Source organism: Novosphingobium fuchskuhlense, assembly GCF_001519075.1.
GTDB classification, from domain to species: Bacteria; Pseudomonadota; Alphaproteobacteria; order Sphingomonadales; family Sphingomonadaceae; genus Novosphingobium; species Novosphingobium fuchskuhlense.
Window position 1 is genome coordinate 53,074 of the sequence record NZ_KQ954245.1, and the last position, 25,081, is coordinate 78,154.

Genomic DNA, 25,081 nt, shown 5'->3' on the forward strand with positions numbered 1-25,081 from the left:
AACGCGGGATAAGTACGGGCGCTGGCCTCGAAAAAACGTGGCTTCATCGCTAGTCTCGGCCAATCCATGCTTCAGCCCCTGCGCACCATCCGGCGTTTGCCCGAAAACCTTGTCAACCGCATCGCGGCGGGCGAGGTCGTCGAGCGTCCGGCGAGCGCGCTGAAGGAGCTGATCGAAAACGCCATCGATGCGGGCGCGAGCCAGATTGCGGTGCGCCTCGCCGAGGGCGGTCTGGGGCTGATCGAAGTGACGGACGATGGCTGCGGCATGCGCGCGGACGAGATCGCGCTGGCGCTGGAGCGGCACGCCACGTCCAAGCTGCCGGAGAGTCTTGTCGGACAAGATGGGGCGATCGAGATGGTCGCGACCCTCGGCTTCCGGGGCGAGGCGCTGCCCTCGATCGCCTCGGTCGCGCGCGTCACGATTGAAAGCCGCGCTGGCGCACAGGGCGAAGCCTGGGCGCGGGTGGTCGATCACGGCATTGTCGTTTCCGATGGTCCCGCCGCCCTGCCGCCGGGCACGCGGGTGCGGGTGGAGGACCTCTTCGGCAAAGTGCCCGCCCGCCGCAAGTTCCTGCGCAGTGCGCGTGCGGAATGGGCCGCAAGCCTCGATGTGGTGCGCCGCCTTGCGCTGGCGCGGCCGGATATCGGCTTTGCGCTGGAGCATGATGGCCGCCGGGCCCTGCAGGTCCAGCCGGGCGATACGCTCGCAGCCCGCACGGCGCAGCTTGTCGCGCGCGAACTCCATGACAATGCCGTCGCGGTCGATCTGGTGCGCGGACCCTTCCACCTCATGGGGGTCGCCGGCCTGCCGACTTACAACCGCGGCGTGGCGGACCACCAGTACCTCTTCGTCAATGGCCGGCCGGTGAAGGACAAGCTGCTGATCGGCGCGGTGCGCGGCGCCTATGCGGACATGCTGGCGCGGGACCGACATGCGGTGCTCGCGCTGTTCCTCGAGGTCCCGCCCGAGGAAGTCGACGTCAACGTCCACCCCGCCAAGACCGAAGTCCGCTTTCGCGATCCGGCGCTGGTGCGCGGGATGATCGTCTCGGGCCTGCGGCAGGCGCTGATGACGGGCGACCGCCGCTCGGCGCAGGCGCCCGATGCAGCGGCCATGCAGGCCTGGCAGGCCGAACCGATTGCGCCGCTGCCGCCGCCCGGACCGGCACCGCAATCGAACCTGTTCTGGCAATCGCGCGAGCCGGCGCGCGTCTCCGAAGCCGGGCAGGCCTGGCGCGGGTATGAAGCGGCCGTGATGGCGCCGCCGGCTGCCCGGGCGGAGCCTGCGATGGAAGCAGTCGGCAGTATCGGTCCGGACCACCCGCTCGGCGTCGCCCGCGGCCAGATCGCGGCGACCTATATCGTGGCGGAAGCGCAGGACGGCCTCGTCCTTGTCGATCAACATGCGGCGCACGAGCGGCTGGTGCTCGAGAGATTGCGCGCGGCCGGGGCCGGGGAGGGCACCGCTCCGGCGCAGGCGCTGCTGCTCCCCGAAGTGGTCGAGCTCGACGAGCCCTCCTGCGACCGGCTCGAGGAAGCCGCCGCCGAGCTTGCCGCCTATGGCCTTTCGCTCGAACGGTTCGGGCCGGCGGCTATGCTTGTCCGCAGCGTGCCGGCGGTGCTCAAGGGCGGCGATGTGCAGGCGCTGGTGCGCGATGTGGCGGACGATCTGGCGAAGAACGGCGCGGCGCTTCTGCTGGGCGAGAAGCGTGATCTCGTTTTGGCAACCATGGCCTGCCATGGTTCGGTAAGGGCCGGGCGCGTACTCAGCGTTGCGGAAATGAACGCGCTCCTGCGCGAAATGGAAGTGACGCCGCGCTCGGGACAGTGCAACCACGGCCGTCCGACGTGGATCAAGCTGGCCCACGGTGATATCGAGAAGCTGTTCGGGAGGAAATGATGCGGCGTCTTGCTCTGGCCTCGGTGCTTCTGCTCGCTGCCTGCGGCGCGCCCGCCCCGCCGCCGCCGCCGCCTGCCAGCACGGTCCAGCCCGAACCGATCACCTATCCCGATATCAAGGACAACGCGCTCTACGGCGCCGGCTGCAATTTCACGCCCGAAGGCGGCGGCATGTCCGCGCTGGTGCTGGCGCAGGAAGGGGAGGCGATCATCAAGGTGAAGGGCAAGATCGAGCGCATCCCCGCCGACAAGAAGAGCCAGATCCTCCCCGAAACCGCACGCACCCACTACGTCGGGCCGAACCGCATCCTGCTGCTCGCGCCGCTGCCCGATGCCAAGCCACTTGAAAACGGCGTGGTCAAGACCCTCGCCACCAGCCTCACGATCATGGACCCGCAAGGCCGCATCCAGTTCTTCGCCAAGGGCGTGGTCCAGTGCAAACCGATGTGATGTCTAGAGCAGGCGGCCCATGCTGATGTGGTCTTCCACGCTGAAGCCCAGGCCCTTGTAGAACGCGATCACCGCCGCGTTGGAGCTGCGCACCTGCAGGTTGATCTTGCAGCAGCCCCGCGCGCGCAGGGCTGCTTCAGCGGTCTGCACCAGCGCCTTGCCCACCCCGAGCCGCCTCGCGTCCTGCCGCACGGCGACCGAATAGAGCCAGCCGCGGTGGCCATCATAGCCCGCCATGATCGAGCCGATGACGCGGCCCTGTTCGATGGCGACGAACAGCAGGTCGTCCTGCATGGCGAGCTTGGCCGGGACCGAGACATCGGCCCGGTTGCGCGGCGGATCCTTCGGGAAGGCCTCGCGCCAGAGCGCATCGAGCCCGTCGAAATCAGCCGCCATGTAGGGCCGGATCTCCACGTGCGCCCTCAGTCCGTCCCCGCCGGATCGCGCGTGGCGATCATGCCAAGCGCCCTGAAGCTCATCACCAGCTCGTCGTGCTGGTTGTAGACGCGGGTCTCGCCCTTGATGATGCCCATTTCCGGCCGCGACTTGCTGCGGCGCTTTTCCAGCAGGGTGTTCTCGCAGCGCAAGGTGTCCCCCGGATAGACCGGCTTCACCCAGCGCAGTTCGTCGATGCCGGGAGAGCCGAGGCCGGCCTGCTTGTTGTTCGCCATGTTGGCCACGGTCATTGCCATCGTCATCGAGGCGGTGTGCCAGCCGCTGGCGGAAAGACGGCCGAAATGCGTGGCGGCGGCGGCATCGTCGTCGAGATGGAAGGCCTGCGGATCGTATTTGCTGGCGAACGCGATCACTTCCTCGCGGGTCACCTCGTAGCGGCCGTACCTGCTCACGGCGCCGACGACCAAGTCCTCGTAATACTGCATATATTCAGTACCTTACACGTTGAACTTGAAGTGCATGACATCGCCGTCGCGCACCACGTATTCCTTGCCTTCCTGCCGCAGCTTGCCGGCATCGCGCGCCGCCGCTTCGCCGCCCAGCGTGACGAAGTCCTCGTAGGCGATGGTTTCGGCCCGAATGAAGCCGCGCTGCATGTCAGAATGGATCTCGCCCGCCGCCTCGGGTGCCTTGGCGCCGGCGTGGACGGTCCACGCGCGCGCTTCCTTGGGGCCGACGGTGAAGAAGGTGAGCAGGTGCAGAAGATCGTACCCGGCGCGGATGATTTTCGCGAGACCGGCTTCTTCCAGCCCCAGCGCGCTGAGGAACTCTGGCCGGTCCTCCATCGGCATCGTCACGATATCGGCCTCGATCGCGGCGGAGACGATCACCGCATTGGCGCCCTCGGCCTTGGCCTTCTCGAATACGCGCGCGGAAAAATCGTTGCCGCTCGCCGCGGCTTCCTCCTCGACGTTGCAGACATACAGGACGGGCTTGGCGGTGATCAGCTGCGCTTGCGCAAAAACGCGCGCCTCCTCGTCATCCCTGGGCACCGTCAGCCGTGCCGGCTTGCCCTCGCGCAGCAGTTCCAGCGCCTGGCCGAGCACCGACGCGGTGATCTTCGCTTCCTTGTCGCCCTGTGCCGCCTTCTTCTGCGCCGCGGGCACCCGCTTTTCGAGGCTTTCGAGGTCCGAGAGCATCAGCTCGGTCTCGACCGTCTCGGCGTCCGAAATCGGATCGACCTTGTTGTCGACATGCTGGATGTCGGCGTTCTCGAAGCAGCGCAGCACGTGGACAATGGCGTCCACCTCGCGGATGTTGCCGAGAAACTGGTTGCCGAGGCCTTCGCCCTTGGATGCGCCGCGCACGAGGCCCGCGATATCGACAAAGCCCAGCTGCGTCGGGATGATCTTCTGGCTGCCCGCGATCCGCGCCAGCTCGTCGAGCCGCGGATCGGGCACGCCGACGTTGCCGATATTCGGCTCGATCGTGCAGAACGGATAGTTCGCCGCCTGCGCGGCCTGCGTCTCGGTCAGCGCGTTGAACAGCGTCGACTTGCCCACGTTCGGCAGCCCGACAATCCCGCAGCGAAAACCCATGGTACAATCCTTTTATCACGGATCGGACGCAAACGACCTTATCCGATATCCTGACCGGCGCGATGGTATCCCCGGGCGGCAAGGTCAAGGGGGCGCGGGCGATTACTGGCGATGCCCGGCTCCGGGCCGTGATGGACGGCATCCCCGTTTTGGCCAAACCTGATGCCGTGCTGATCCAGATGGCGGCGCCGCTCAAGGGCCTCGTCCACCTGTTCGCCGCGCCATGCGACAGGATCGAGGTGATGCAGGCCTGCGCAAGGAGAGGCCGGCTGGATTGCGGACTGAGAAGGCCCGAGACACGCGCCCTTCACTGAAATTTCAGGCCTTGTGCCGTAGTCTCTGTTCCCATGAAACGCGCTCTCATCATCGCCGCTTTGCTTGCCACGGCTGCCTGCTCGCGCCCGGATCCCGCCGCGCAGTCTGCCGCCGCCCGGCAGGCCTATGCCGCCGAAGACTATGCTGCCGCCCGCACCAATGCGCTCAGCGCGCTCGATGCCGATGGCGGCAACCGCGAGATGCTCCTGCTGCTGGCCCGCGCCCAGCTCCGTCTGGCCGATGGCGACGGGGCGCAGGCGACGCTTTCCCGGATCGAGGATGCGGGCGTGCACACGCCGGAGACCGTGCGGATGAAGGCCGAAGCCGCGATCCTGCGCGGTCAGCCCGATGCCGCGCTGACCTTGCTTGGCAAGGATGGCGATCCCGAAGCCTGGCGGCTGCGCGCCGCCGCCCATGTCGCACGCGAGGATTCCCCCGCCGCGCTCGATGCGCTGCGCCGGGGCATGGCCGCTGGAGGGCAGAACTTCGCCCTCGCGCATGATTACGCCGCGTTCCTGATTGCGGCGCAAGACTACCAGGGTGCGGCGGCGGCGCTCGAAACCTTGCGCCGGATCGGGCCCGGGCGGCTGGATACGCTGATGGTCGCGGGGACGCTGGCTGCGCAGACCGGGAGGCTGGCGGACGCCAAGCGCAGCTTCAGCGCGGCGGCGGATGCCTATCCCTCGCGTACCGAGCCGCTTACGGCTCTTGCCAGCCTGGCCGACATGGAAGGCCAGATCGATGCGGCGGTCGCGCTGGTCGCGCGCGCGGCCAAGATTGCGCCTGCCAATCATGAAGTGGTCGACCTTACCGTCCAGCTCGCATCGGAAAAGGGCGATTGGGAAACCGTGCGCAAGACGCTGATGGGCCAGGAATCAACGCTTGATCCGCGCTCGGCGAACGGGATGAGCTATGCCGAGGCGCTGCTGCGGCTTGGTCATCCGGAACAGGCGCGCGCGATGTTTGCGCAGGCGCTGCTGCTCTCACCGCAGAACCCCTATGCGCGGCTGATGCTGGCCGAAGCACAACTGGCCGTCGGCGATGCGGCGGGGGCCTTGCGCACAGCGCAGCCACTGGCGGAAAGCGTGCTCGCTGGCCAGCGCGAAGTCGATCTGGCGCTGCGGGCGGCCAAGGCGGCAAACGATCCGGCAGCCGCTGGCTATGCGGCGCGGATGGCCTCGGCACAGTTCAAGGTGAACGCGCAGCTTGCCTCAGCCGGACAAGCCGCGCTGACGCGGCAGGACTGGAAGGCTGCGCTGGCAGCTTATGGCCGCATTCAGGGCTATGAAAACGATGCCGAAGTGCTGCGGCGCATGGCCGCTGCCGCCGTGCGTGCAGGCGATGCCGATGCGGCACTGCGCCACGCCGACCGCGCGCTCGAACTCGCGCCGCGCAATGCCGACATGCTCCATACGGCGGCACTGGTCCGGCTCGAGACGGGCCGTGACCGGGAGACGATGCTGCGTCTGATGAAGGAAGCGACCCGGCTTGATCCGACCAACCGGGTGCTGCGCGCTGACCTGGCGCGGGCCCTGATGGCTGCCGGCTGACCCGACGCGAACGGTGGGCCGATCGGTCCACCCTTGGGTTTCCGCCATTTCGTCCCGGCCTTCAGGGCCGCGCGGTGCGCGGTCCCTGAAGGTGAGGCGGGCAGGGGAAGCGGCTGATCAGCGGCGGCGGCGACGCGCCAGGGCGAGGCCGACGAAGCCCAGACCCATCATGCCGAGCATGCCCGGTTCCGGAACAGCCGTGCCGCCCGAAGTGGTGGTACCGCCCGTCGTGGTGGTGCCGCCGGTGGTCGAGGTCGTGCCGCCCGTCGTGGTGGTGCCGCCCGAAGTGGTGGTACCGCCGGTGGTCGAGGTGGTGGTCGTCCCGCCGGTGGTGGTGGTGCCGCCCGTGGTGGTCGAGCTCGAGGTCGAGCTGCCGCACATGCCCGCGCCGGCGGCGTGGCCGCAGTTGCAGTAGTGGGTGTGCCCGAACCAGGCAGCAGCCGGAGTCGAGATCGTGGCGGTGCCGAGGAGGGCCGCCGAGGTAATGAGAATGCGCTTCATGGTTAAAACCCCTTGCCAGAAAACCGTGGTTAAACCTTATAGAAGCAAACTTGATGCCAATTTCGGAAATCTGCGGTTTCCGCTGGTTAACGCCCCTTAGCGTGTTACGTGACTGTAAGCTGAGCCGACGCTTGTTCCGGTTAATTCTGGCGCAGGGCGACATCGTTCATGAAGCGCACATCGTCGCCGGCGGCCAGTCGGCCCGCCTCTGCAGCCACCGCGCCGAGCATTTCGACCAGGTCGTCCTGCTCCGCCTTCGCGAAGTTGCCGAGCACGTGCCCGGTTACGCGATCCTTGTGGCCGGGATGCCCGATGCCAAGCCGGACTCGGCGGAACTCGGGGCCGATATGCTGGTCGATCGACCGCAGCCCGTTGTGCCCGGCGTGCCCGCCGCCCTGCTTCACCTTGACCTTGAAAGGGGCAAGATCGAGCTCGTCGTGGAACACGGTCAGCGCGTCCGGCCCGAGCTTGTAGAAACGCAGTGCCTCGCTCACCGCGCGGCCGCTTTCGTTCATGAACGTGGCGGGTTTCAGGAGGATGAGGCGCTGTGAGCCGATCCGCCCATCCTGCGCCCAGCCCTGGAACTTCTTCTGGACCGGACCGAAGCCGTGCACTTCGGCGATGGTGTCGAGCGCCATGAAGCCGACGTTGTGCCGGTGGAGGGCGTATTGGGGCCCGGGATTGCCGAGGCCGACCCAGAGCTGCATGGCGAGGGTCTCCCAGTGCGCGACAGGATCAGGGGGAGGGGGCCCAGCCCCTCTCCTGCTGGAGAGGGACCGGGCAATGCATCATCACGCTGTCGTCAGGCGTGTCGCCTGGACCGCGCTGCCCGCTCAGATGCGGAAGAAATCAACGTGGAGCGGGCGTTCCGAAACCGGATGGAAGGCGACGTCCTTGGGGGTCGTGCGCACGGTTTGACCGCCGACAGTGAGCTCGATAACCGAATCGAAGAACTTGCCGGTGCCAAGCTGGCGGCGCAGTTCCTTTTCCTCGACGTGGATCGAAACCGGATCCTGATTGCCGCCGTAGATCACAGCGGGGGTGCGGCCTTCGCGACGAAGTGCACGGGAGGCTCCCTTGCCAGCCCGTTCACGCGTCTCGGCCGGCAGATGCAGCGTATCGCTCATGTGTCCGTACCTTCACGTTATATGTTTCAAACCGATATCCTTGCGCCACGCCTCCAGGGATGACCATGCACGCAGGAACCGGCGGCCCTTAGCGGCTATGGCGGAAAAAGCAAGCGGAACCGGGGAAACGGGCGCGCTAGTACACCCGCTTGACCAGCCACCCGCGCGCCTCGAGCAGGCGAGGAAGGCCGTCCACGCCCGCGACATGCGCCGCGCCCACAGCGATGAAAGGCTTGCCGCCACCCTTCAGCATCGCATTGATCTGGTCAGCCCAGGCCAGATTGCGCCGGGTGAGCAGCGCGCCGCGCAAGATCGGATCGGCGAGGAACCCGGCCTGTGCCTCGCGCGCGATGCCCAGTTCGTCGCCGCGCAGCCACAGCGCCAGCATGTCCTTGTCGTCATCGCGGTTGTCGGCCGCCTCGTGGGCAACCTGCTCGAGCAGCACGGTCTGCGCGCGCGGCGGAAGCGTATCGAAAATGCCGAACTGGCTGTCGATGGTTTCCAGCCCCGTGATGGGACGCGCGCCGATCACCCGGCGCAGCTCCGGCTCGACCCCGCTATCGGGTTCCATGCCCTGCTTGCGGCCGCCGATCGCGGCGATCTGCAGCGCGACGGCCCAGCTTTCCTGATCCTTGAACTGGGCATCGGTGAGCGAGAGGTCCTTGTAGACCTTGGCGAGATCGCCGCGAAACCGGGGCCCCACCCGCTCGCTTGGCGGGGGCAGGCCGGGCGTGAACGCCAGGCGGCCGAGCGCCTGGCCGGCGACCCCGCTGTCGAGTGGCTCGCCGATCTCGAGCACGAGCCGGTCCGCCTCGGCGATCGCGCTGTCGATCGCGGGGCGGTGCCACTGCGTGCCCGGCGGCAGCGAATGGACGGTTCCCAGCAGCCAGCCGTGGACGCCGGTGCTGTCCGAAATGGCCCAGAGCGCCACTTTGGCGGGCTCAGCAGGGGGCGGTTTCGCCGCGCCGCAGGCCGCCAGCGCAACGAGCAGGCACGCCGCGAGCAGTTGCAGGAGGCGGGGGAGGGGGCGGGGTGGACGCATCATCGCCGCACCGGGATGGACCAAGCCCGCGCGCGTGGCAAGAACCGCCGTTTCCGCACTTGCTGCCGGTTGATTTGAACCGGGCAATCGGCCAAAGCGCGCGGGCCATGGCTGACACCGCACCCACCGCTTCCGCACCGCACAAAGCCCAGCCTTTGAGCGTGCAGGACATGATCCTCGCGCTCCATGCCTATTGGGGCGACAAGGGCTGCCTGATCCTCCAGCCTTACGACATGCGCATGGGCGCGGGTACGTTCCACCCCGCAACGACCCTGCGCGCGCTCGGCCCCCAGCCGTGGAACGCGGCCTATGTCCAGCCCAGCCGCCGGCCGACCGATGGCCGCTATGGCGAGAACCCGAACCGGCTGCAGCACTATTACCAGTATCAGGTGATCATGAAGCCGAGCCCGCCCGATCTGCAGGCGCTCTATCTCGGCAGCCTGGCCGCGATCGGCATCGATCCGCTGCTGCACGATATCCGCTTTGTCGAGGACGACTGGGAATCGCCCACGCTCGGCGCCTGGGGGCTGGGCTGGGAAGTCTGGTGCGACGGGATGGAAGTGACCCAGTTCACCTATTTCCAGCAGATGGGCGGCTTCGATTGCAAGCCGGTCGCCGGCGAACTCACCTACGGGCTCGAACGCCTTGCGATGTATATCCAGGGTGTCGACAACGTCTACGACCTGCGCTTCAACAACCACGGCGTGAGCTACGGCGATGTGTTCCTCGAGAACGAACGCCAGATGTCGACGTGGAACTTCGAGGTGGCGGACACAGAGACGCTCTTCGAAGGCTTTCGCCGCGCCGAGGCCGAGTGCCGCAAGGCGCTGGAGGCCAAAGTGCCAATCGCCGCCTATGAGCAGGCGATCGAGGCGAGCCATCTGTTCAACCTGCTTCAGGCGCGCGGCGTGATCTCGGTGCAGGAACGCGCGAGCTACATGGGCCGGGTGCGCGATCTCGCGCGCGGGTCCTGCGAGGGCTATATGGAAAAGTACCGCCCCGAATGGGAAGCGAAGTTCCCGGGGTGGACGGCATGAGCAGCGCAGACTTTCTCCTCGAACTGCGCTCGGAAGAGATCCCCGCGCGGATGCAGGCCGGCGCGCGCGCTGATCTGGAAAAGCTGTTCCGCCGCGAGATGGAGGCCGCCGGCCTCGCCGTCGGCGCGCTGACGGTGTGGTCCACCCCGCGCCGCCTCACGCTGATCGCGCGCGATCTGCCGCTCGCGACCGAGGCGGTCAGTGAGGAAACCAAGGGCCCGCGCACCTCCGCCCCCGAACAGGCGCTCGAAGGGTTCCTGCGCAAGACCGGCCTTTCGAAGGACCAGCTCACCCAGCGTGATGGCGTGTGGTTCGCCGTCGTCGAAAAGCCCGGCCGGGCTGCCGCCGACGTCCTCGCCGAGGCGATCCCCGCGATCATCCGCGCGTTCCCCTGGCCCAAGTCGCAGCGCTGGGGCGCGGCCAGCCTCCAGCCGGACAGCTTGCGCTGGGTCCGCCCGCTATCGGGCATCGTGGCGCTGCTGGGCGGCGAAGTGGTGCCGTGCGAGATCGGCGGCATTCATTCCGGCCGCACCACCATGGGCCACCGCTTCCACCACAGCGGCGAAATCGTGATCGAAGGCGTGGACGACTACGCCGCTAAGCTGCGCGACGCCTACGTGATCGTCGATCATGCGGAGCGCGAGGGGATCGTGCGCGAGGGCGCCAAGCAGGCGGCGGCGGACGCCGGCCTCGCGCTGGTCGAGGATGAAGGCCTCGTCATCGAGAACGCGGGCCTTACCGAATGGCCGGTTCCGCTGCTCGGCCGCTTTGACGAGGCGTTCCTCGAAGTGCCGCCGGAAGTGATCCAGCTGACCGCGCGCGTGAACCAGAAGTATTTCATCTGCCGCGACAGCGCTGGAAAACTCGCCAACGCTTTTGTCTGCACCGCCAATATCGCGGCGCACGATGGCGGCGCGATGATCGTCGCGGGCAACCGCAAGGTCCTCGCCGCGCGCCTTTCGGACGCGCGCTTCTTCTGGGAGCAGGACCGTAAGACGCCGCTTTCGGTGCAGGCCGAAAAGCTCGCACGCATCACCTTCCACGAAAAGCTGGGCACGGTGGCCGACAAGGTCGGGCGCGTCGCCAAGCTGGCGGAATGGCTGGCGAGCGAAGGCATCGTGCCCGGTTGCGATCCGGCGCAGGCGCGCCTCGCCGCGCAGCTCTGCAAGGCCGATCTCGTCACCGAGATGGTCGGCGAATTCCCTGAACTCCAGGGCCTGATGGGCGGCTACTACGCCCGCGCCGAGGGCCTGCCGGATGCCGTCGCCGACGCCATCCGCGATCACTACAAGCCGGTCGGGCAGAGCGACGAGGTTCCCACAGCGCCTGTGACCGTGGCCGTGGCGCTTGCGGACAAACTCGACACGCTCGCCGGGTTCTTTGCCATCGACGAGAAGCCGACGGGTTCAAAGGACCCCTTCGCGCTGCGCCGCGCGGCGCTTGGCGTGATCCAGATCCTCCTCGCCGGGCGCGTACGTTGCAACCTGACGGAGGTGCTGCGCAACGCCATCGCCAGCGTCTTCGCCTCGGTTCTCGAACGCGCGGTAGCGGGCGACGTCAACTTCGCGATCTACATCGAGAAGATCGGCAAGGTGCAGCCGCACCCCTCGCTGCCCTCGGATGAATTTGCCGCCCGCATCGCCGATTTCACATCCGAACTCGGCGATTTCGAGATCAAGCTCGAGCCCTACTCCGAAATTGCGCTCGAGTTCCTGCGCAGCGCGCCCGATGTCGTCGGCAAGACGCCCGCGGCCCTCCTCGCGTTCTTCGCCGACCGCCTGAAGGTCCAGCAACGCGAAGCCGGCGTCCGCCACGACCTGATCGATGCCGTTTTCGCCCTCGGCGGCGAAGACGATCTCGTCCGCCTGCTCGCCCGGGTCCATGCCCTGCAGGCCTTCGTCACCACCGAGGACGGGGTGAACCTGCTCGCCGGCTACAAGCGTGCCGCCAATATCCTCAAGAAGGAAGAGTACACGCCGCTCGCCGCCGATTACACGCGCGAACCCGCCGAGCAGGACCTCGTCGATGCGCTCGATGCTGCCGAACCGCGCGCGGAAGCCGCTGTTGCGGCAGAGGATTTCACCGCCGCGATGGCCGCACTCGCCATCTTGCGCGCGCCCATCGACGCGTTTTTCGAGAGCGTGACCGTCAACGATGCCGACCCGGCCAAACGGGCAGGTCGTCTCGGGCTGCTTGACCGCTTCCGTGCTGCAGTGCACAAAGTTGCGGACTTTGGCCGTATAGAGGGCTAAGGCACTCCATCAATTTTCCGCGAATCCGGGCATACCGGACACATTTCACGTTCGCAGGGAGCCTGTCGGTCTTATGAGCGCATACGTATTCCATTTCGGTGGCGGCGCCACGAACACTGATCCCCGTTCGCGTGACAAGACCATCACGGGCGGCAAGGGCGCCAACCTCGCCGAGATGGCCGGCATCGGCCTGCCGGTGCCCCCGGGCTTCACCATCAGCACCGAAGTCTGCACGGCCTACAATGCCGCGGGCAAGACGTTTGACGAGGCCCTGCGTGCCGGTGTCGCTGCCGGCGTTGCCCACATCGAGAAGGCCACCGGCCGCGTGTTCGGCGATCCGGCGAATCCGTTGCTCGTCTCGGTCCGCTCGGGCGCGCGCGTATCGATGCCGGGCATGATGGACACCGTGCTCAACCTCGGCCTTAACGACATCACCGTCGAAGGTCTCGCTGCCGGCTCGGGCGATGCGCGCTTCGCGTGGGACAGCTACCGCCGCTTCATCCAGATGTATTCGGATGTCGTCCTCGGCCTCGATCACCACCGCTTCGAGGATGCGCTCGAGATCGCCAAGGAAGACAACGGCTTCTTCGCCGATGTCGAGATGGGGGCGGAGCATTGGCAGGCCCTCGTCGGGCAGTACAAGGCCATCGTCGCGGAGGAGCTTGGCCGCCCGTTCCCGCAGGATGTCCACCAACAGCTCTGGGGCGCGATCGGCGCGGTGTTCGATTCGTGGGAGAGCGACCGCGCCAAGGTCTATCGCCGCCTCAATTCGATCCCGCATGACTGGGGCACCGCAGTCAACGTCCAGGCGATGGTCTTCGGCAACATGGGCGAAACCTCGGCGACGGGTGTGGCGTTCACCCGCGATCCCGCGACCGGTGAGCGCGCCTACTACGGCGAATACCTCGTCAACGCGCAGGGCGAGGACGTCGTCGCCGGAATCCGCACCCCGCAATACCTTACCAAGGCCGCGCGGGAGCGGGCAGGGGCCAAGCCCCTTTCGATGGAAGAGGCGATGCCCGCGGCTTATGGCGAACTGGCGCGCGTGTTCGACCTGCTAGAAGCCCACTACAAGGACATGCAGGACATCGAGTTCACCGTCGAGCAGGGCAAGTTGTGGATGCTGCAGACCCGCTCGGGCAAGCGCACCGCCAAGGCCGCGCTCAGGATGGCGGTCGAGATGGCCCGCGAAGGCCTCATCGACGAGGCGACCGCGGTGAAGCGCGTCGACCCGATGGCGCTCGACCAGTTGCTACATCCAACGCTTGATCCCAGCGCCGCGCGTGAGGTGCTCACCCGTGGCCTCCCGGCCTCGCCGGGCGCGGCCACCGGCGTCATCGTGTTCGATGCCGACAATGCCGAGCGCCGCGCGCAGCTGGGCGAGGAAGTGATCCTTGTCCGTGTGGAGACCAGCCCCGAAGACATCCACGGCATGCACGCCGCCAAGGGCGTGCTGACTGCGCGTGGCGGCATGACCAGCCATGCCGCCGTGGTCGCGCGCGGCATGGGCCGCCCCTGCGTTTCCGGCGCGTCGGGCCTCTCGATCGACATGACGACCCGCACCGCGCGCATGGGCACGCGCGAGGTGAAGGAAGGCGAAGTCATCACGCTCGACGGTTCGAACGGCGATGTCATGCTCGGCGCTGTGCCGATGGTCGAGCCCGAACTGGTCGGCGATTTTGCCGTCCTGATGGAATGGGCGGACCGTCACCGCCGGATGAAGGTCCGCGCCAACGCCGAAACGCCGCTCGATTGCCAGGTCGCGCGCCAGTTCGGCGCCGAGGGCGTGGGCCTGTGCCGCACCGAACACATGTTCTTCGATGCGGGCCGTATCTCGCTGGTGCGCCAGATGATTCTGGCCGAGGACGAAGCCACCCGCCGCCGCGCGCTGGATAGCCTGCTGCCCGAACAGCGCGCCGATTTCACCGCGATCTTCGAGGTCATGGCCGGGCTTCCCGTCACCATCCGCCTGCTCGATCCGCCGCTCCACGAGTTCCTGCCGCATGGCGAGACGGAGTTCGAGGAGCTTTCCGAAGCCACCGGCCTCGGCGTCGATCACCTCAAGCGCCGCGCGGGCGAACTCCACGAGTTCAACCCGATGCTCGGCCACCGCGGCTGCCGCCTCGGCATCACCTTCCCCGAAATCTACGAGATGCAGGCCCGCGCGATTTTCGAGGCAGCCTGCGATGTCGCGGAAAAGTCGGGCGAGGCGGTCGTGCCGGAAGTCATGATTCCGCTCGTCGCCACCCGGCGCGAACTGCTCATCCTGCGCGCCCTCGTCGACCGCGCAGCCGAAGCCGTCTTCGCCGAGAAGGGGCGCACCCTCGAATACCTTGTCGGCACGATGATCGAACTTCCCCGCGCCGCGCTGATGGCGGGCGAAATCGCCGAGGAGGCGAAGTTCTTCTCGTTCGGCACCAACGATCTCACCCAGACCACGCTGGGCGTCTCGCGTGACGATGCCGCCCGATTCCTCGGGCCCTATGTCGAACAGGGCATCTACCCGCGCGACCCGTTCGTCAGCCTCGATATCGAAGGCGTCGGCCAGCTCGTCGAAATGGCCGCCGTGCGCGGCCGCGAGACACGGCCCGACATCAAGCTCGGCATCTGCGGCGAACACGGCGGCGATCCGGCCTCCATCGCGTTCTGCGAGAAGGTCGGCCTCGATTACGTCTCGGCGAGCCCCTACCGCGTGCCGATCGCCCGGCTGGCGGCGGCGCAGGCGGCGCTGGGGTAGGGTAAGGCCGGCTCACTCCACCAATCTTCGTCATTCCCGCGAAGGCGGGTAACCAGGAGCCATGCCGCTGCGCCGCTCTGGATCCCCGCCTTCGTGGGGATGACGAAGGGTCTGGGGATGCGCTCGCCGCTGGCGAGGCGGCGACCTCAGAACTTCGGCGGGCGCAGTGCCTTGTTCCAGCCGCTGAGCGTCAGGATCGCAAAGCGCTCGCTTACCCGGCCTTCGGCGTCGGCCATGGCGGCAAAGGCGGCATGGGCGCGCGTAGCGCCCGCCTTGCCCAGCGCCGGCCCCGGCCGGGCGAGGCAATTGCCAAGACCCTGCGCGCGCAGGTCCGCCACCAGCCGACCAAGGCTGCGATAGCGCACATCAAGCGTGCGGCTGTCGCTCATCGGATCGGCAAAGCCGCAGCGTTGCAGCAGATCACCGCCCGCGCGCACATCGACTTGCGGGTGGATCCTGGCGGCAGGCCGATCACCGTCGGTCTCCGCCATGATCTGGCGCAGAGCGGGCACGCTGCCCGCGCCGCAGAAGGACAGGACGGCAAGGCCGCCCGGGGCCAGCGCGCGGCGGATATGCAGCATCGCGCCGGGCAGGTCGTTCACCGTTGCAAGCGTGCCGAGCGCAGCGACGAGGTCGAAGCCCGGTTCGGAGATGGGCTGTTCCTCGTCGATCGGCAGTTCGCCGGCGATGGGGGCAGGATCCGCGCGGACGACGGCGCACCCTTGCGCGGCGAGGGCTGCGGCCAGCAGGCCGGTCGTATCGCCAACCACCAGCGCGCGGCGCGGCTGGTGGCGCAGGAACGACAGCCGGTCGAGCAGATCGTCGACCATGTCCTCGGCGAGGAAGCGGGGCGCATCCGCTCGGCGCTCCAGCAGGCGCATCCGGGCACGCATGGCGCGGCGCCGCGCGGGCGCGAAAATGGTGGGGGGAGGGGGACTGGCCATCGCAAAGGCCCCTGCCGCGCGGCACCGCGCTTGCCAAGTCCCTCTTGCGAATCCCGGCGGCAGGGCAGACACTCCAGCCTATGGCCGGCCCTGCCTTTCTGACCCCGATCATCGATCTGGTGTTTCCGCCGCGGTGTCCGCTGTGCGGCGATGCCTTGGCGCAGCAGGGCGGGCTCTGCGCGGCCTGCTGGACACGGCTCGCCGTGCCGGGGGAGCCCGCCTGCAGCACGTGCCAGCGCCCGCTGGCGGACAGCGTGGTGCGTTCGGGCGCGGTGCAATGCGCGCCGTGCATGGCAGAAGCCCCGCGCCATGCCGGGATCGCGGCTGCAACTCTCTACAACGATGCCTCGCGCGAACTCGTGCTCGCTTTCAAGCGCGGCAAGCGCATCGCGCTGGCGGACCTGCTGTCGCGGCTGATGGTGCGCCGCCTGCCAGATCTGGAGGGCGAATGGCTGGTGATCCCCGTGCCGCTGCACCGCTGGCGGCTGTGGGAGCGCGGGTTCAACCAGTCGGCCCTGCTGGCAGCGCGGATCGCGCGGGCGATCCACCAGCCGCTGGTGGTCGATGGCCTGGAGCGCCGCAAGCGCACGCCTTCGCTCGGGGGGCTGGGCAAGCGCGCGCGGGCCGAAGCGCTGCGCGGCGCGATCAGCGCGCATCCGCGCCGCGCCGCGCGGCTGCGGGGGGCAAGGGTGCTCCTTGTCGATGACGTGATGACAAGCGGGGCGACCACCGACGCCTGCCTTGCCGCCTTGCGCAAGGCCGGTGCAGCCGAAGTGCGGATCGCGTGCTTCGCCCGGGTGCTGGACGAAGCGCTCGACCATGTGGACCGCGCTGATCGGCCGCTGGCTGCCTGAAAAGAGGAGGCCTGGAAACACGGCAGGGTTGAAAACACGGCAGGGCCGAAAACACGAAACGCCCGGAGCCTGAACTCCGGGCGTTCCCGTGACGATCTCGTATCTGAGAAGGTCGAACCCGTCACGGCGCGCCCCTTAGCGGCCTCCAGCAAGAGCTGGCTTGTGACGGATGACGGACCCTACCGTAATCCCTGAATTTGTGCCCCTTACCGGCGCTGCCCTGCCCGTTGCGGGGAGCGGCGTGGCCACGGGGACCTCATTGCTTGTTACCCTGAACTCTGGCCTTCGCGCGGCGTCCAGGCACTTGCCCGTTACGCCGAGGCGGCTCCCTCAAGCCGCACTTCGTACATCGGCCATTGCGCGGCGAGGTAAAAGCCTGATGTTCAAGGCCCATGGATTTTGGCAGGGCCATGTGGTTATCGTGCAACAAAAAGACACCCCAGCGGTGGTCCTCGATGAAAGGCCGGTCCCATTTCCACGCAAACTTCCGAGACTGAGCTGCGCGAGCAGGGCAGCGTGTTCATGCCGCGCTTCGATTCAGCGGGGTTGGTGACGGCGGTCGCTCTCGATCATGCGAGCGGCCGTCTGCTGATGCTCGCCCATATGGATGCAGAGGCGATTGCCCGCACGCGCGAGACGGGCCTGGCGCACTTCCATTCGCGCTCGCGCGGGCGGCTGTGGATGAAAGGCGAGACATCGGGCCACGTGCTCAAGGTGATCGAGATCCGCGTCGATTGCGATCAGGACGCGCTGGAGCTCAGGGTCGAGGCGGCGGGCCCGGCCTGCCACACCCTGGCCCCTTCGTGCTTCTACCGCCGGCTTGATGCGGAGGGCGGGCTGGAGCGGATCGATAGTTGACGCTTACGTAAAGGGTAGTTAGGTCGCGGGATATGTCCTCGCGTCCCATCACCACGAGTCCGGAGCGGACCCAGACGGCGGCTCGTCCGGCCCGCAGCGGCGACCATACCGGTCACTTGCACCAGCCAGATGCCCTTGCGCGCGAGCAGTTCACCATCTCCGATCTTTCGAGTGAATTCGGCGTGACCGCCCGTGCGCTGCGCTTCTACGAGGACGAGGGGCTGATCGCACCGACCCGGGTCGGGCTTGCCCGCATCTATTCCAAGCGTGACCGGGCGCGGCTCGCATGGATCATGCGCGCCAAGAACGTGGGGTTCAGCCTCTCCGAAATCCGCGACATGATCGATCTCTACGATCTGGGCGACGGCCGCGCCAGGCAGCGCCGTGTCACGATCGACAAGTGCCGTGAGCGGATCGACAATCTCAAGCGGCAGCAGGCCGATATCAATGCAACGATTGCCGAACTGACGAGTTTCGTCGCGCTGCTGATCGAGCGCGAGAAGCTGGAAGGCCGCCCGGTCGATCCGGGCACCGATACCGAATAACACCCGAGAGGACCTGATCCATGCCCGTTTTCCAGGCGCCGACCCGCGACACCCGCTTTGTCGTCAACGAAGTGCTGGGCCTTGAAAGCTATGGCCATTTGCCCGGCTTCGAGGCGGCGACGCGCGATCTGACCGACAGCGTGATCGAGGAGGCCGGGCGCTTCGTGAACGAAGTCGTCGCGCCGCTCAATCTTTCGGGCGACCAGGAAGGCTGCACGCGCCATCCCGATGGTTCGGTCACGACTCCCAAGGGCTTCAAGGAAGCCTATGCGCGCTACATCGAGGCGGGCTGGGGCACGCTCGCCGCGCCCGAAGTCTATGGCGGGCAGGGGCTGCCGCATGTCATGGGCTTCGTGATGGAAGAGTACCTCGCCAGCGCCAACCAGGCCTTCGCGATGTATCCTGGCCTTGCCAACGGGGCGATTTCGGCGATCTCGTCCAAGGGCTCGCCCGAGCAGCAGGCCACATATCTGCCCAAGATGGTAAGCGGCGAATGGCTTGGTACGATGAACCTGACCGAGCCGCATTGCGGCACCGATCTCGGCCTCATCCGCACCCGCGCCGAGCCGCAGGCGGATGGTTCCTACGCCATCACCGGCACCAAGATCTTCATTTCGGCAGGCGATCATGACCTGTGCGAGAACATCATCCACCTCGTGCTGGCAAAGACACCGGGCGCACCGGAATCGAGCAAGGGTATTTCGCTGTTCATCGCGCCCAAGTTCCTCGTGAATCCGGATGGCTTGCTGGGTGAACGCAATGCAATCTCGGTCGGGTCGATCGAACACAAGATGGGCATCCACGGCAACGCGACCTGCGTGATGAACTACGACGGCGCCAAGGGCTGGCTGGTGGGCGAGGAGTGCAAGGGCCTCGCCGCGATGTTCATCATGATGAACGCGGCGCGTCTCGGCGTCGGCATCCAGGGCCTCGGACAGGCTGAAGCCTCGTACCAGAACGCGCTGCTCTATGCGACGGAGCGCCGGCAGGGCCGCGCTCTGACCGGGCCAGCGGAGCCCCAGCAGAAGGCCGATCCGCTGCTGGTCCACCCGGACGTTCGGCGGATGCTGATGGATGCCAAGACCTTCATCGGCGGGATGCGCGCGCTGTGCATGTGGGGGGCGCTGCAGGTCGACCTCAGCCACAAGGCCGCGACCGAGGAAGAGCGACAGGCCGCTGACGACCTCATCAGCCTGCTCACCCCCGTGATCAAGGGCTACGGCACCGACATGGGCTACAAGACCGCGACCGACATGCAGCAGATCTGGGGCGGACACGGCTATATCGCTGAAAACGGCATGGACCAGTTCGTGCGCGATGCGCGCATCGCGATGATCTACGAAGGCGCCAACGGGGTGCAGGCGATGGACCTCGCCGGGCGCAAGTTGGCCTTGAACGGCGGGCGCGCGATCCAGCGGCTGTTCGCGGTGATCGATGCCGAGTGCGCCGAAGACAATGTAGACGGGACGGTGAAGCTGGTCGCCGAACGGCTGGGCAAGGCAGCCGCCCACCTCAAGGCCGCGACCCTGTGGTTTCTCCAACACGGGACGTCAGACCGCACCGCGGTGGGCGCGGGCGCCTACGCCTACATGACGCTGACCGGTGTGGTCTCGCTCGGCCTGATGTGGCTGCGCATGGCCAAGGTTTCAGCTGCGGCTCTGAGCCAGGAGGGCGCGGACAAGGCCTTCTACGAGGCGAAGCTGCTCTGCGCCAAGCATTGGGCGCTGCGCTTTGCCCCGCAGGCGGGCTCGCTTCGCTATGAAGTGGAAGCAGGCCCGGAAACGGTGATGGGGCTGACGGCCGAGCAGTTCGCCGCCTAGAAAACCTCGGCGAAGAGACCCGTCAGCGCAGCCCAGCTCTGACGGTCGGCGCTGGCGTCGTAGCCGATGGCCGGCACCCCGCGCGCGTCGCTGCCGGGATCGGTGAAGCCGTGCTTCACGCCGCTGTAGGCGTGAAAGTGCCAGTCTGCTCCGGCTGCGTCCATTTCCTCCCAGAAGGCGGTGACTTGCGAGCGGGGCACGAGCGGGTCGGCATCGCCGTGGCAGACGAGCAGGCGCGCCTTGACCGCACCGGGGGCAGCGGGCCGGGCGGTATCGAGGATGCCGTGGAAGCTGGCGGCGAGCACGATGTCCGCCCCCTCGCGCGCGAGTTCGAGCGCAGCCTGTCCGCCCATGCAGTAGCCGATGGCAGCGGCCTTGAGCCCTTGCGCTTCGGGCTGTTCCCGCAGGGTGGCGAGCCCGGCCAAGAGCCGCGCACGATAGCCATCGACCGAGGCCCTGAGCGCCCCCGCCAACTGCATCGAATGCTCGAAATCGCGCACCGGCTGCCCGTAGAAATCGGCGACCATCGCGATGAAGCCGTCTGCCGCGAGCATCTGCGCGCGGCGTTCCATCGGCGAATTGGGGTTCATGATCGTCGGCAGCACGAGAACCGCGCCGCGCGCCGCACCGACGGGGCGGGCAAGCCACCCCGTCAGTTCGGTCTCGCCGTCGCGGTAGGCGATCTGTTCCAGCGCCATGGCTGCTTACTCCGGCAGGAAGTCCGGCACCGAGAGATACCGCTCGCCGGTATCGTAGTTGAAGCCGAGCACGCGGCTGCCGGCGGGCAGTTCGGGCAGCTTCTGCGCAATGGCGGCGAGCGTCGCGCCCGAGCTGATGCCGACGAGCATGCCCTCTTCGCGCGCGGCGCGGCGGGCCCATTCCTTGGCATCGGCCGGATCGACCTGGATCGCGCCGTCGATGGCCTGGGTGTGGAGGTTGCCCGGGATGAAGCCGGCACCGATGCCCTGGATCGGGTGCGGCGCGGGCTGGCCGCCCGAGATGACCGGGGAAAGCGTGGGCTCCACCGCCCAGGCCTTGAGCGACGGCCAGTGCGCCTTGAGCATCTCGGCGCAGCCCGTGAGGTGCCCGCCGGTGCCGACGCCGGTGATCAGCGCGTCAATCGGCGCATCGGCGAAGTCTTCGAGAATCTCCACCGCGGTGGTCCGCACATGGACGGCGACGTTGGCCGGGTTGTCGAACTGCGAGGGCATCCACGCGCCCGGCGTCTGCTCGACGATCTCGAGCGCGCGGGCAATGGCGCCCTTCATGCCCTTTTCGCGCGGGGTGAGGTCGAAGCTGGCGCCATAGGCCAGCATCAGCCGCCGCCGTTCGAGCGACATCGATTCGGGCATGACAAGGACGAGCTTGTAGCCCTTGACCGCCGCGACCATCGCGAGGCCGATGCCGGTGTTGCCCGAAGTCGGCTCGACAATCGTGCCGCCGGGCTTGAGGCTGCCGTCAGCTTCCGCCGCCTCGATCATTGCAAGGGCGATGCGATCCTTGATCGAACCGCCGGGATTGGTGCGTTCGCTCTTCACCCATACCTCGTGGTCGGGAAACAGGCGGGAGAGGCGAATGTGCGGGGTATTGCCGATGGTGGCGAGGATATTGGCCGCTTTCATGTCGCTTCCTTCTGGTGAAGTGTCTTGTCTGCAAACGTGCGCACGAGCCGGAGTTCGGGGAACCATGCGGCCCAGAGCGCGGTGATGACTATCGCACCGACGCCGCCGAATACAACCGCGCCGGTGGCACCCAGCAGAGCGGCCGCGACGCCGGACTGCATTTCGCCAAGCTCGTTCGAGGCGGAGATGGCGAGGCCCGAGATCGCCGAGACCCTGCCGCGCACGGCATCCGGCGTGTGCAGCTGGACCAGCGTGTTGCGGATGAAGACCGAGACCATGTCTGCCGCGCCCAGCGCTGCCAGCATGAAGAGCGATAGCGCATAGTTGCGGCTCAGACCGAAGCCGATAGTCGCCGCGCCGAACACGGCGACCGCGATCAGCATCTTGGCCCCCACATGGCTTTCAATGGGCCTGCGCGCCAGGAGCAGCGCCACCAGCACCGCACCCGCGCCCGGTGCCGCGCGCATGATGCCAAGGCCGTTGGCGCCGACAGGATGCCCGCCGATCATCAGGATATCGCGCGCGTAGACCGGCAGCAGCGCGGTCGCCCCGCCCAGTAGCACCGCGAACAGATCGAGCGTGACGCAGCCGAACAGGAACCGGTCGTGCCACACGAAGCTCAGCCCGCCGACGATCTGCGAGAGCGGATGGGCCCGCTTGTTTTCGTCCGGCGGGGGCAGGGGTCGGATGCGAAACACCGAAATCGTGGCAAGGCCCAGCAGCACCGCAGAAATCGCATAGGGGAGGGCCGGCACCTGCGCGAAGAGCAGTCCGGCAATCGCCGGGCCGCCGACCGAGCCGGTCTGCCAGGCCATCGAGTTGATCGCCACCGCGCGCGGCATGAGCCGGACCGGCACCACGTTCGGCGCGATGGAGGCCATGGCGGGCCCGATGAACACACGGGCGGTGCCGTGCAGCGCGCCCAGCGCGAAGAGCAGCGGCAGATTGAGATGCCCGGCCATCGTCGCCAGCATCAGCACCAGCGCCACCACCATGTCGATCGCGACGGCAAGTCCGGCAACCACGCGGCGGTCGTGGCGGTCTGCGATCAGGCCCGCCAGCGGCGTGAGCAGCAGGACCGGGAGGAACTGCGCGAGCCCCAGCAGCCCCAGCTGGAACGCTGCCGTGCCGATGCTCATGCCATACTGGCTGCGCGCGACGTCGTAGAGCTGGTAGCCAAGCACGACGACCATGCCGGTTGTCGCGAACACCGACAGGAACCGGGCCAGCCAGAAGCGGCGGTAATCCGGAATATCCAGCGGCGAGCGAGGTTCGTCAGCAGTTGTGGTCACGCCGCCCGAATGACAGCGCGGCGCGCACTTGCCAAGCAAGCAAAACTCGTCTGACGTTTAATTCTTCCCCGCGCGTCAGATCTTCAGCGTCGCGGTCAGCCGGATGTCGCGCCCGGCGATCGGCACGAAATCGCGCGTTTCGGACGTGGCCAGGCGGCCGACTTTGTCGAGCAGGTTTTCGCCCGAAAGGATGAGCGCGAGCGCGCCGTCCTTGCCGAGTGGCCGCCAGGTGAGGTTTGCATTGAGCAGGGTGTAGCCGTCGACCTTGGTTTCGTAGGTCGTCACGCGGTCCTGCCGGGCATGGACAATTGCCTCGACATTCGCGCCGAACCGAGCGGACTCGAAAGTCAGCCCGCCGCGCGCGCGCAAAGGCGGAATGCGCGGGGCAGGGCCCTGGGCGGCAAGCTGGGCGTGGACATAATCCACCGCGCCTTCCAGCGAGAGCGAGCGGCCATCGTCCCAGGCCAGCGCCTTCCACGACCCTTCGGCTTCAAGCCCGCGGAATTTCGCAGGAAGCTGGACATACTGGTATACCGGCGCGCCTTCGATCCGATCGCCGGTGGGAACCGGTGCGATGAAGTTGCTGAAATCGGTCGCATAGGCCGTAAAGGCCCCGGCGAAGCGGTCGCTGTGATAGCGCAGGCCCGTTTCCACGGTGTTGCTGCGCTCGATCCGGAAGGCAGGGTTGCCGCGCTCGTAGGACTGCGTCGCATCGTGCAGGCCGTCGACGTAGAGCTCTTCGGCGGATGGCGCGCGTTCGCCGTGGGTGGCCGAAAGGCTTAGCGTGACGCTCTCCACCGGATGCCAGGCAAGCCCTGCGCCAGCGGCGAACAGATTGAAGCCGCGCGCCGGCAGGGCTTTGGGCGCAACCGCAACGTGCTCGCCGCGCAGGCTGCCTTCCAGATCGAGATTGCCCAGCGAAAGCTGCTGGCGGGTGAACCCGGCGAAGCGCTCGGTGATTGAATTGGGAAGCAGGGGTTCGCCGACGATGCGGAAATTGCGCGTGCTGAACTGCACCCCGCTTTCGCCGCGCCAGCTGCCGTGGCGGGCCTGGGTGAGGACCAGGCGCGATTCTATGGCGGCGTTGAAGAACCGCGTGCCGGCGATGCCGTTTGCGATTTCCGCGTGGGTGTAGTCGCCATACGCAACGCGCGCTTCAAGCCGGTCGAAGAACCCGCCGAGATTGACGCTCCCCCGCAGATCGTAGCGCGTCTGGCGCAGAGAAAGCGCAACGCGTTCGGGCATCCCGGCGGAGGGGCGCGGTGGAATGCCATAGTCGCTGTTCAGCCGCTCAACCGAGATTCCAAGCGAACCGCCGCCGTCGATGAAGGCAAGCCCCGCGCCGAAGGTGGTGCCGCGCGCCCAGGAATTGGCGAGGCGCCCGCGCGCATCGAGGCCGGCGGAAAGGTTGGCCGCGCCCGCCATATCACCCGCAGCGACAAGACTCTGCACTTCGTCCTGCAGCCGCGCGCGCAACGGATCCGAGACGACCTCGCCGCCGATGCGCACATCGCCGGCGCGGTTGTATGAGGCATCGAGATGGGCGGCGAGGCGCGGGGCGAGGGCAAGGTCGACCGCACCGCCGAGGTTCACCGAGTCGGCAGCCGAGCCATATGCGGCAAGGGCGTTGAGGGCGACGGGCTTGCTCGGCACACGGCGGGGAATGCGCCGGTCGAGCGCGTTGACCGCACCGCCAGCCGGATCGGCGGCATAGAGCAGCACCTCGGGTCCATGCAGCACGTCGATCTGCTCGACGTTGAGCGTATCGATGGCAACGCCGTGGTCGGCCGAGACCGAAGAAGCATCGAGCGAACCGATCCCGTCGGTCAGGATCTGGACACGCGGACCATCGAAGCCGCGCAGCACGGGGCGCGATGCACCCGGGGCAAAGCCGCTGGTCGAGACGCCGGGGAGGTTTGCCAGCACGCTGCCGATCTGCGCGGCGGCACGGCGAGCAAGGTCTTCGCCGCCGATTACCACAGGTGCGACGATCGCATCGCGGTCGCCCGAGATCAGGCGTCCGGTCACGACGATGGGCGCATGGCCGGCATCATCGGTCTGGGTGGTGTCGATCTGGCTGCCAGCGGCCTGCGGCTGCCCGGCCGAGCCTGCCGTCGCCGGTAGCGGTGCGCGTTCGGCCGGGGCGGCATGAGCCGGTGCAGTGGCGAGGAACAGCCCGGCGCCGAGCGCGCAGCCGGCGGCAAGCGAGGATTTAGGCATTAGGGACACCCGAAGATTTG

The 25,081-nt window shown here is 67.5% G+C and carries 22 protein-coding genes and 1 pseudogene; 11 read left to right on the plus strand and 12 right to left on the minus strand.

The genetic code is table 11. From position 1 onward, the window contains the following. Positions 1–78: 78 nt before the first annotated feature. Both mutL and AQZ52_RS10000 read left to right on the plus strand, forming a co-directional pair. Positions 79–1,902: a DNA mismatch repair endonuclease MutL gene (gene mutL, locus AQZ52_RS09995; protein ID WP_205626482.1), complete on the plus strand. Its 1,824-nt coding sequence runs from the start codon at positions 79–81 to the stop codon at positions 1,900–1,902. Then, a complete protein-coding gene (locus AQZ52_RS10000) occupies positions 1,902–2,351 on the plus strand; it encodes a hypothetical protein (protein ID WP_067909942.1) in 450 nt (149 codons plus the stop codon). The genes mutL and AQZ52_RS10000 overlap by 1 nt, the downstream gene beginning before the upstream one ends. A 3-nt stretch (positions 2,352–2,354) precedes the next feature. Here the strand turns inward: AQZ52_RS10000 and AQZ52_RS10005 are convergent, their stop codons facing one another. The 3 genes from AQZ52_RS10005 to ychF are packed head-to-tail and all read right to left on the minus strand — an operon-like array spanning position 2,355 to position 4,345. Further along, positions 2,355–2,765 carry a GNAT family acetyltransferase gene (locus AQZ52_RS10005; protein WP_240481579.1) on the minus strand — a complete coding sequence of 137 codons (411 nt, stop codon included), beginning with the start codon at positions 2,763–2,765 and terminating at the stop codon, positions 2,355–2,357. Between the two features lie 8 nt (positions 2,766–2,773). Beyond that, complete coding sequence (locus tag AQZ52_RS10010; protein ID WP_067909948.1) at positions 2,774–3,232, minus strand: MaoC family dehydratase; 459 nt, start codon at positions 3,230–3,232, stop codon at positions 2,774–2,776. A gap of 12 nt (positions 3,233–3,244) precedes the next feature. Beyond that, the gene (ychF, locus tag AQZ52_RS10015) at positions 3,245–4,345 is read right to left on the minus strand and encodes a redox-regulated ATPase YchF (RefSeq protein ID WP_067909951.1); all 1,101 of its coding nucleotides are present in this window, start codon (positions 4,343–4,345) and stop codon (positions 3,245–3,247) included. Between the two features lie 62 nt (positions 4,346–4,407). Here ychF and AQZ52_RS10020 point away from each other — a divergent pair, with 62 nt between their 5' ends. Together AQZ52_RS10020 and AQZ52_RS10025 are read left to right on the plus strand one after the other, a co-directional pair. Next, on the plus strand, positions 4,408–4,659 hold the full coding sequence (locus AQZ52_RS10020; protein WP_067909954.1) for a hypothetical protein: 252 nt from the start codon (positions 4,408–4,410) through the stop codon (positions 4,657–4,659). Positions 4,660–4,692: 33 nt separating this feature from the next. Next, entirely contained in the window at positions 4,693–6,210 is a 1,518-nt protein-coding gene (locus AQZ52_RS10025; protein WP_067909959.1) for a tetratricopeptide repeat protein, read from the plus strand. Positions 6,211–6,327: 117 nt separating this feature from the next. On the opposite strand, the gene AQZ52_RS10030 is transcribed toward AQZ52_RS10025, so the two are convergent. The 4 genes and pseudogenes from AQZ52_RS10030 to AQZ52_RS10045 form a co-directional block, all read right to left on the minus strand. After that, the gene (locus tag AQZ52_RS10030) at positions 6,328–6,711 is read right to left on the minus strand and encodes a PEP-CTERM sorting domain-containing protein (RefSeq protein WP_067909963.1); all 384 of its coding nucleotides are present in this window, start codon (positions 6,709–6,711) and stop codon (positions 6,328–6,330) included. Positions 6,712–6,851: 140 nt separating this feature from the next. Next, positions 6,852–7,418 (minus strand): aminoacyl-tRNA hydrolase, encoded by a 567-nt coding sequence (gene pth, locus AQZ52_RS10035; RefSeq protein ID WP_067909966.1) that lies wholly within the window; start codon positions 7,416–7,418, stop codon positions 6,852–6,854. A gap of 129 nt (positions 7,419–7,547) precedes the next feature. Further along, positions 7,548–7,838 (minus strand): annotated as a pseudogene (gene rplY / locus AQZ52_RS10040) (50S ribosomal protein L25); the annotation flags it as partial. A 136-nt stretch (positions 7,839–7,974) separates the two neighbouring features. Beyond that, positions 7,975–8,883: a TraB/GumN family protein gene (locus tag AQZ52_RS10045; protein WP_240481581.1), complete on the minus strand. Its 909-nt coding sequence runs from the start codon at positions 8,881–8,883 to the stop codon at positions 7,975–7,977. Positions 8,884–8,987: 104 nt separating this feature from the next. Here AQZ52_RS10045 and AQZ52_RS10050 point away from each other — a divergent pair, with 104 nt between their 5' ends. The 3 genes from AQZ52_RS10050 to ppdK all read left to right on the plus strand — a co-directional run bounded on the left by AQZ52_RS10050 (position 8,988) and on the right by ppdK (position 14,906). Next, positions 8,988–9,917 (plus strand): glycine--tRNA ligase subunit alpha, encoded by a 930-nt coding sequence (locus AQZ52_RS10050; protein ID WP_067909969.1) that lies wholly within the window; start codon positions 8,988–8,990, stop codon positions 9,915–9,917. Next, the gene (gene glyS / locus AQZ52_RS10055; protein ID WP_067911968.1) at positions 9,914–12,169 is read left to right on the plus strand and encodes a glycine--tRNA ligase subunit beta; all 2,256 of its coding nucleotides are present in this window, start codon (positions 9,914–9,916) and stop codon (positions 12,167–12,169) included. The genes AQZ52_RS10050 and glyS overlap by 4 nt, the downstream gene beginning before the upstream one ends. A 73-nt stretch (positions 12,170–12,242) precedes the next feature. After that, the gene (gene ppdK, locus AQZ52_RS10060) at positions 12,243–14,906 is read left to right on the plus strand and encodes a pyruvate, phosphate dikinase (protein WP_067909972.1); all 2,664 of its coding nucleotides are present in this window, start codon (positions 12,243–12,245) and stop codon (positions 14,904–14,906) included. A 146-nt stretch (positions 14,907–15,052) separates the two neighbouring features. Here ppdK and AQZ52_RS10065 read toward each other — a convergent pair whose 3' ends face one another. After that, a complete protein-coding gene (locus AQZ52_RS10065; protein ID WP_067909974.1) occupies positions 15,053–15,850 on the minus strand; it encodes a methyltransferase domain-containing protein in 798 nt (265 codons plus the stop codon). An 80-nt stretch (positions 15,851–15,930) separates the two neighbouring features. On the opposite strand from AQZ52_RS10065, the gene AQZ52_RS10070 reads away from it, so the two are divergent. The 4 genes from AQZ52_RS10070 (at position 15,931) to AQZ52_RS10085 (ending at position 19,927) form a co-directional block, all read left to right on the plus strand. Further along, positions 15,931–16,704 carry a ComF family protein gene (locus tag AQZ52_RS10070; RefSeq protein WP_067909977.1) on the plus strand — a complete coding sequence of 258 codons (774 nt, stop codon included), beginning with the start codon at positions 15,931–15,933 and terminating at the stop codon, positions 16,702–16,704. Between the two features lie 498 nt (positions 16,705–17,202). Beyond that, positions 17,203–17,562, plus strand: a complete 360-nt coding sequence (gene hisI, locus AQZ52_RS10075) for a phosphoribosyl-AMP cyclohydrolase (RefSeq protein WP_276203279.1) — start codon at positions 17,203–17,205, stop codon at positions 17,560–17,562. A gap of 32 nt (positions 17,563–17,594) precedes the next feature. Further along, positions 17,595–18,107, plus strand: coding sequence for a MerR family transcriptional regulator (locus tag AQZ52_RS10080; protein ID WP_205626463.1), 513 nt, complete (start codon positions 17,595–17,597; stop codon positions 18,105–18,107). Between the two features lie 20 nt (positions 18,108–18,127). Beyond that, positions 18,128–19,927 carry an acyl-CoA dehydrogenase C-terminal domain-containing protein gene (locus AQZ52_RS10085; protein ID WP_067909982.1) on the plus strand — a complete coding sequence of 600 codons (1,800 nt, stop codon included), beginning with the start codon at positions 18,128–18,130 and terminating at the stop codon, positions 19,925–19,927. On the opposite strand, the gene AQZ52_RS10090 is transcribed toward AQZ52_RS10085, so the two are convergent. From AQZ52_RS10090 to AQZ52_RS10105, 4 genes are all read right to left on the minus strand, one after another. Beyond that, positions 19,924–20,625 (minus strand): dienelactone hydrolase family protein, encoded by a 702-nt coding sequence (locus AQZ52_RS10090; RefSeq protein WP_067909983.1) that lies wholly within the window; start codon positions 20,623–20,625, stop codon positions 19,924–19,926. The genes AQZ52_RS10085 and AQZ52_RS10090 overlap by 4 nt on opposite strands. A 6-nt stretch (positions 20,626–20,631) precedes the next feature. Then, positions 20,632–21,549 carry a cysteine synthase A gene (gene cysK, locus AQZ52_RS10095; protein WP_067909985.1) on the minus strand — a complete coding sequence of 306 codons (918 nt, stop codon included), beginning with the start codon at positions 21,547–21,549 and terminating at the stop codon, positions 20,632–20,634. Beyond that, complete coding sequence (locus AQZ52_RS10100; protein ID WP_067911974.1) at positions 21,546–22,841, minus strand: MFS transporter; 1,296 nt, start codon at positions 22,839–22,841, stop codon at positions 21,546–21,548. Before AQZ52_RS10100 ends, cysK begins: the two co-directional genes overlap by 4 nt. Before the next feature lie 75 nt (positions 22,842–22,916). After that, complete coding sequence (locus AQZ52_RS10105; RefSeq protein ID WP_240481582.1) at positions 22,917–25,061, minus strand: TonB-dependent receptor; 2,145 nt, start codon at positions 25,059–25,061, stop codon at positions 22,917–22,919. Between the last annotated feature and the right edge of the window lie 20 nt (positions 25,062–25,081).

Excerpts from the sequence above, each read along its gene's own strand:
- AQZ52_RS10045 (WP_240481581.1), bottom strand. The coding sequence starts at position 8,883 with ATGATGCGTCCACCCCGCCCCCTCCCCCGCCTCCTGCAACTGCTCGCG.
- AQZ52_RS10090 (WP_067909983.1), bottom strand. The coding sequence starts at position 20,625 with ATGGCGCTGGAACAGATCGCCTACCGCGACGGCGAGACCGAACTGACG.
- AQZ52_RS10030 (WP_067909963.1), bottom strand. The coding sequence starts at position 6,711 with ATGAAGCGCATTCTCATTACCTCGGCGGCCCTCCTCGGCACCGCCACG.
- AQZ52_RS10000 (WP_067909942.1), top strand. The coding sequence starts at position 1,902 with ATGCGGCGTCTTGCTCTGGCCTCGGTGCTTCTGCTCGCTGCCTGCGGC.
- AQZ52_RS10020 (WP_067909954.1), top strand. The coding sequence starts at position 4,408 with ATGGTATCCCCGGGCGGCAAGGTCAAGGGGGCGCGGGCGATTACTGGC.
- AQZ52_RS10105 (WP_240481582.1), bottom strand. The coding sequence starts at position 25,061 with ATGCCTAAATCCTCGCTTGCCGCCGGCTGCGCGCTCGGCGCCGGGCTG.
- AQZ52_RS10085 (WP_067909982.1), top strand. The coding sequence starts at position 18,128 with ATGCCCGTTTTCCAGGCGCCGACCCGCGACACCCGCTTTGTCGTCAAC.
- AQZ52_RS10065 (WP_067909974.1), bottom strand. The coding sequence starts at position 15,850 with ATGGCCAGTCCCCCTCCCCCCACCATTTTCGCGCCCGCGCGGCGCCGC.
- glyS (WP_067911968.1), top strand. The coding sequence starts at position 9,914 with ATGAGCAGCGCAGACTTTCTCCTCGAACTGCGCTCGGAAGAGATCCCC.
- cysK (WP_067909985.1), bottom strand. The coding sequence starts at position 21,549 with ATGAAAGCGGCCAATATCCTCGCCACCATCGGCAATACCCCGCACATT.
- AQZ52_RS10010 (WP_067909948.1), bottom strand. The coding sequence starts at position 3,232 with ATGCAGTATTACGAGGACTTGGTCGTCGGCGCCGTGAGCAGGTACGGC.
- AQZ52_RS10050 (WP_067909969.1), top strand. The coding sequence starts at position 8,988 with ATGGCTGACACCGCACCCACCGCTTCCGCACCGCACAAAGCCCAGCCT.
- AQZ52_RS10070 (WP_067909977.1), top strand. The coding sequence starts at position 15,931 with ATGGCCGGCCCTGCCTTTCTGACCCCGATCATCGATCTGGTGTTTCCG.
- pth (WP_067909966.1), bottom strand. The coding sequence starts at position 7,418 with ATGCAGCTCTGGGTCGGCCTCGGCAATCCCGGGCCCCAATACGCCCTC.
- AQZ52_RS10080 (WP_205626463.1), top strand. The coding sequence starts at position 17,595 with ATGTCCTCGCGTCCCATCACCACGAGTCCGGAGCGGACCCAGACGGCG.
- AQZ52_RS10025 (WP_067909959.1), top strand. The coding sequence starts at position 4,693 with ATGAAACGCGCTCTCATCATCGCCGCTTTGCTTGCCACGGCTGCCTGC.
- ychF (WP_067909951.1), bottom strand. The coding sequence starts at position 4,345 with ATGGGTTTTCGCTGCGGGATTGTCGGGCTGCCGAACGTGGGCAAGTCG.
- ppdK (WP_067909972.1), top strand. The coding sequence starts at position 12,243 with ATGAGCGCATACGTATTCCATTTCGGTGGCGGCGCCACGAACACTGAT.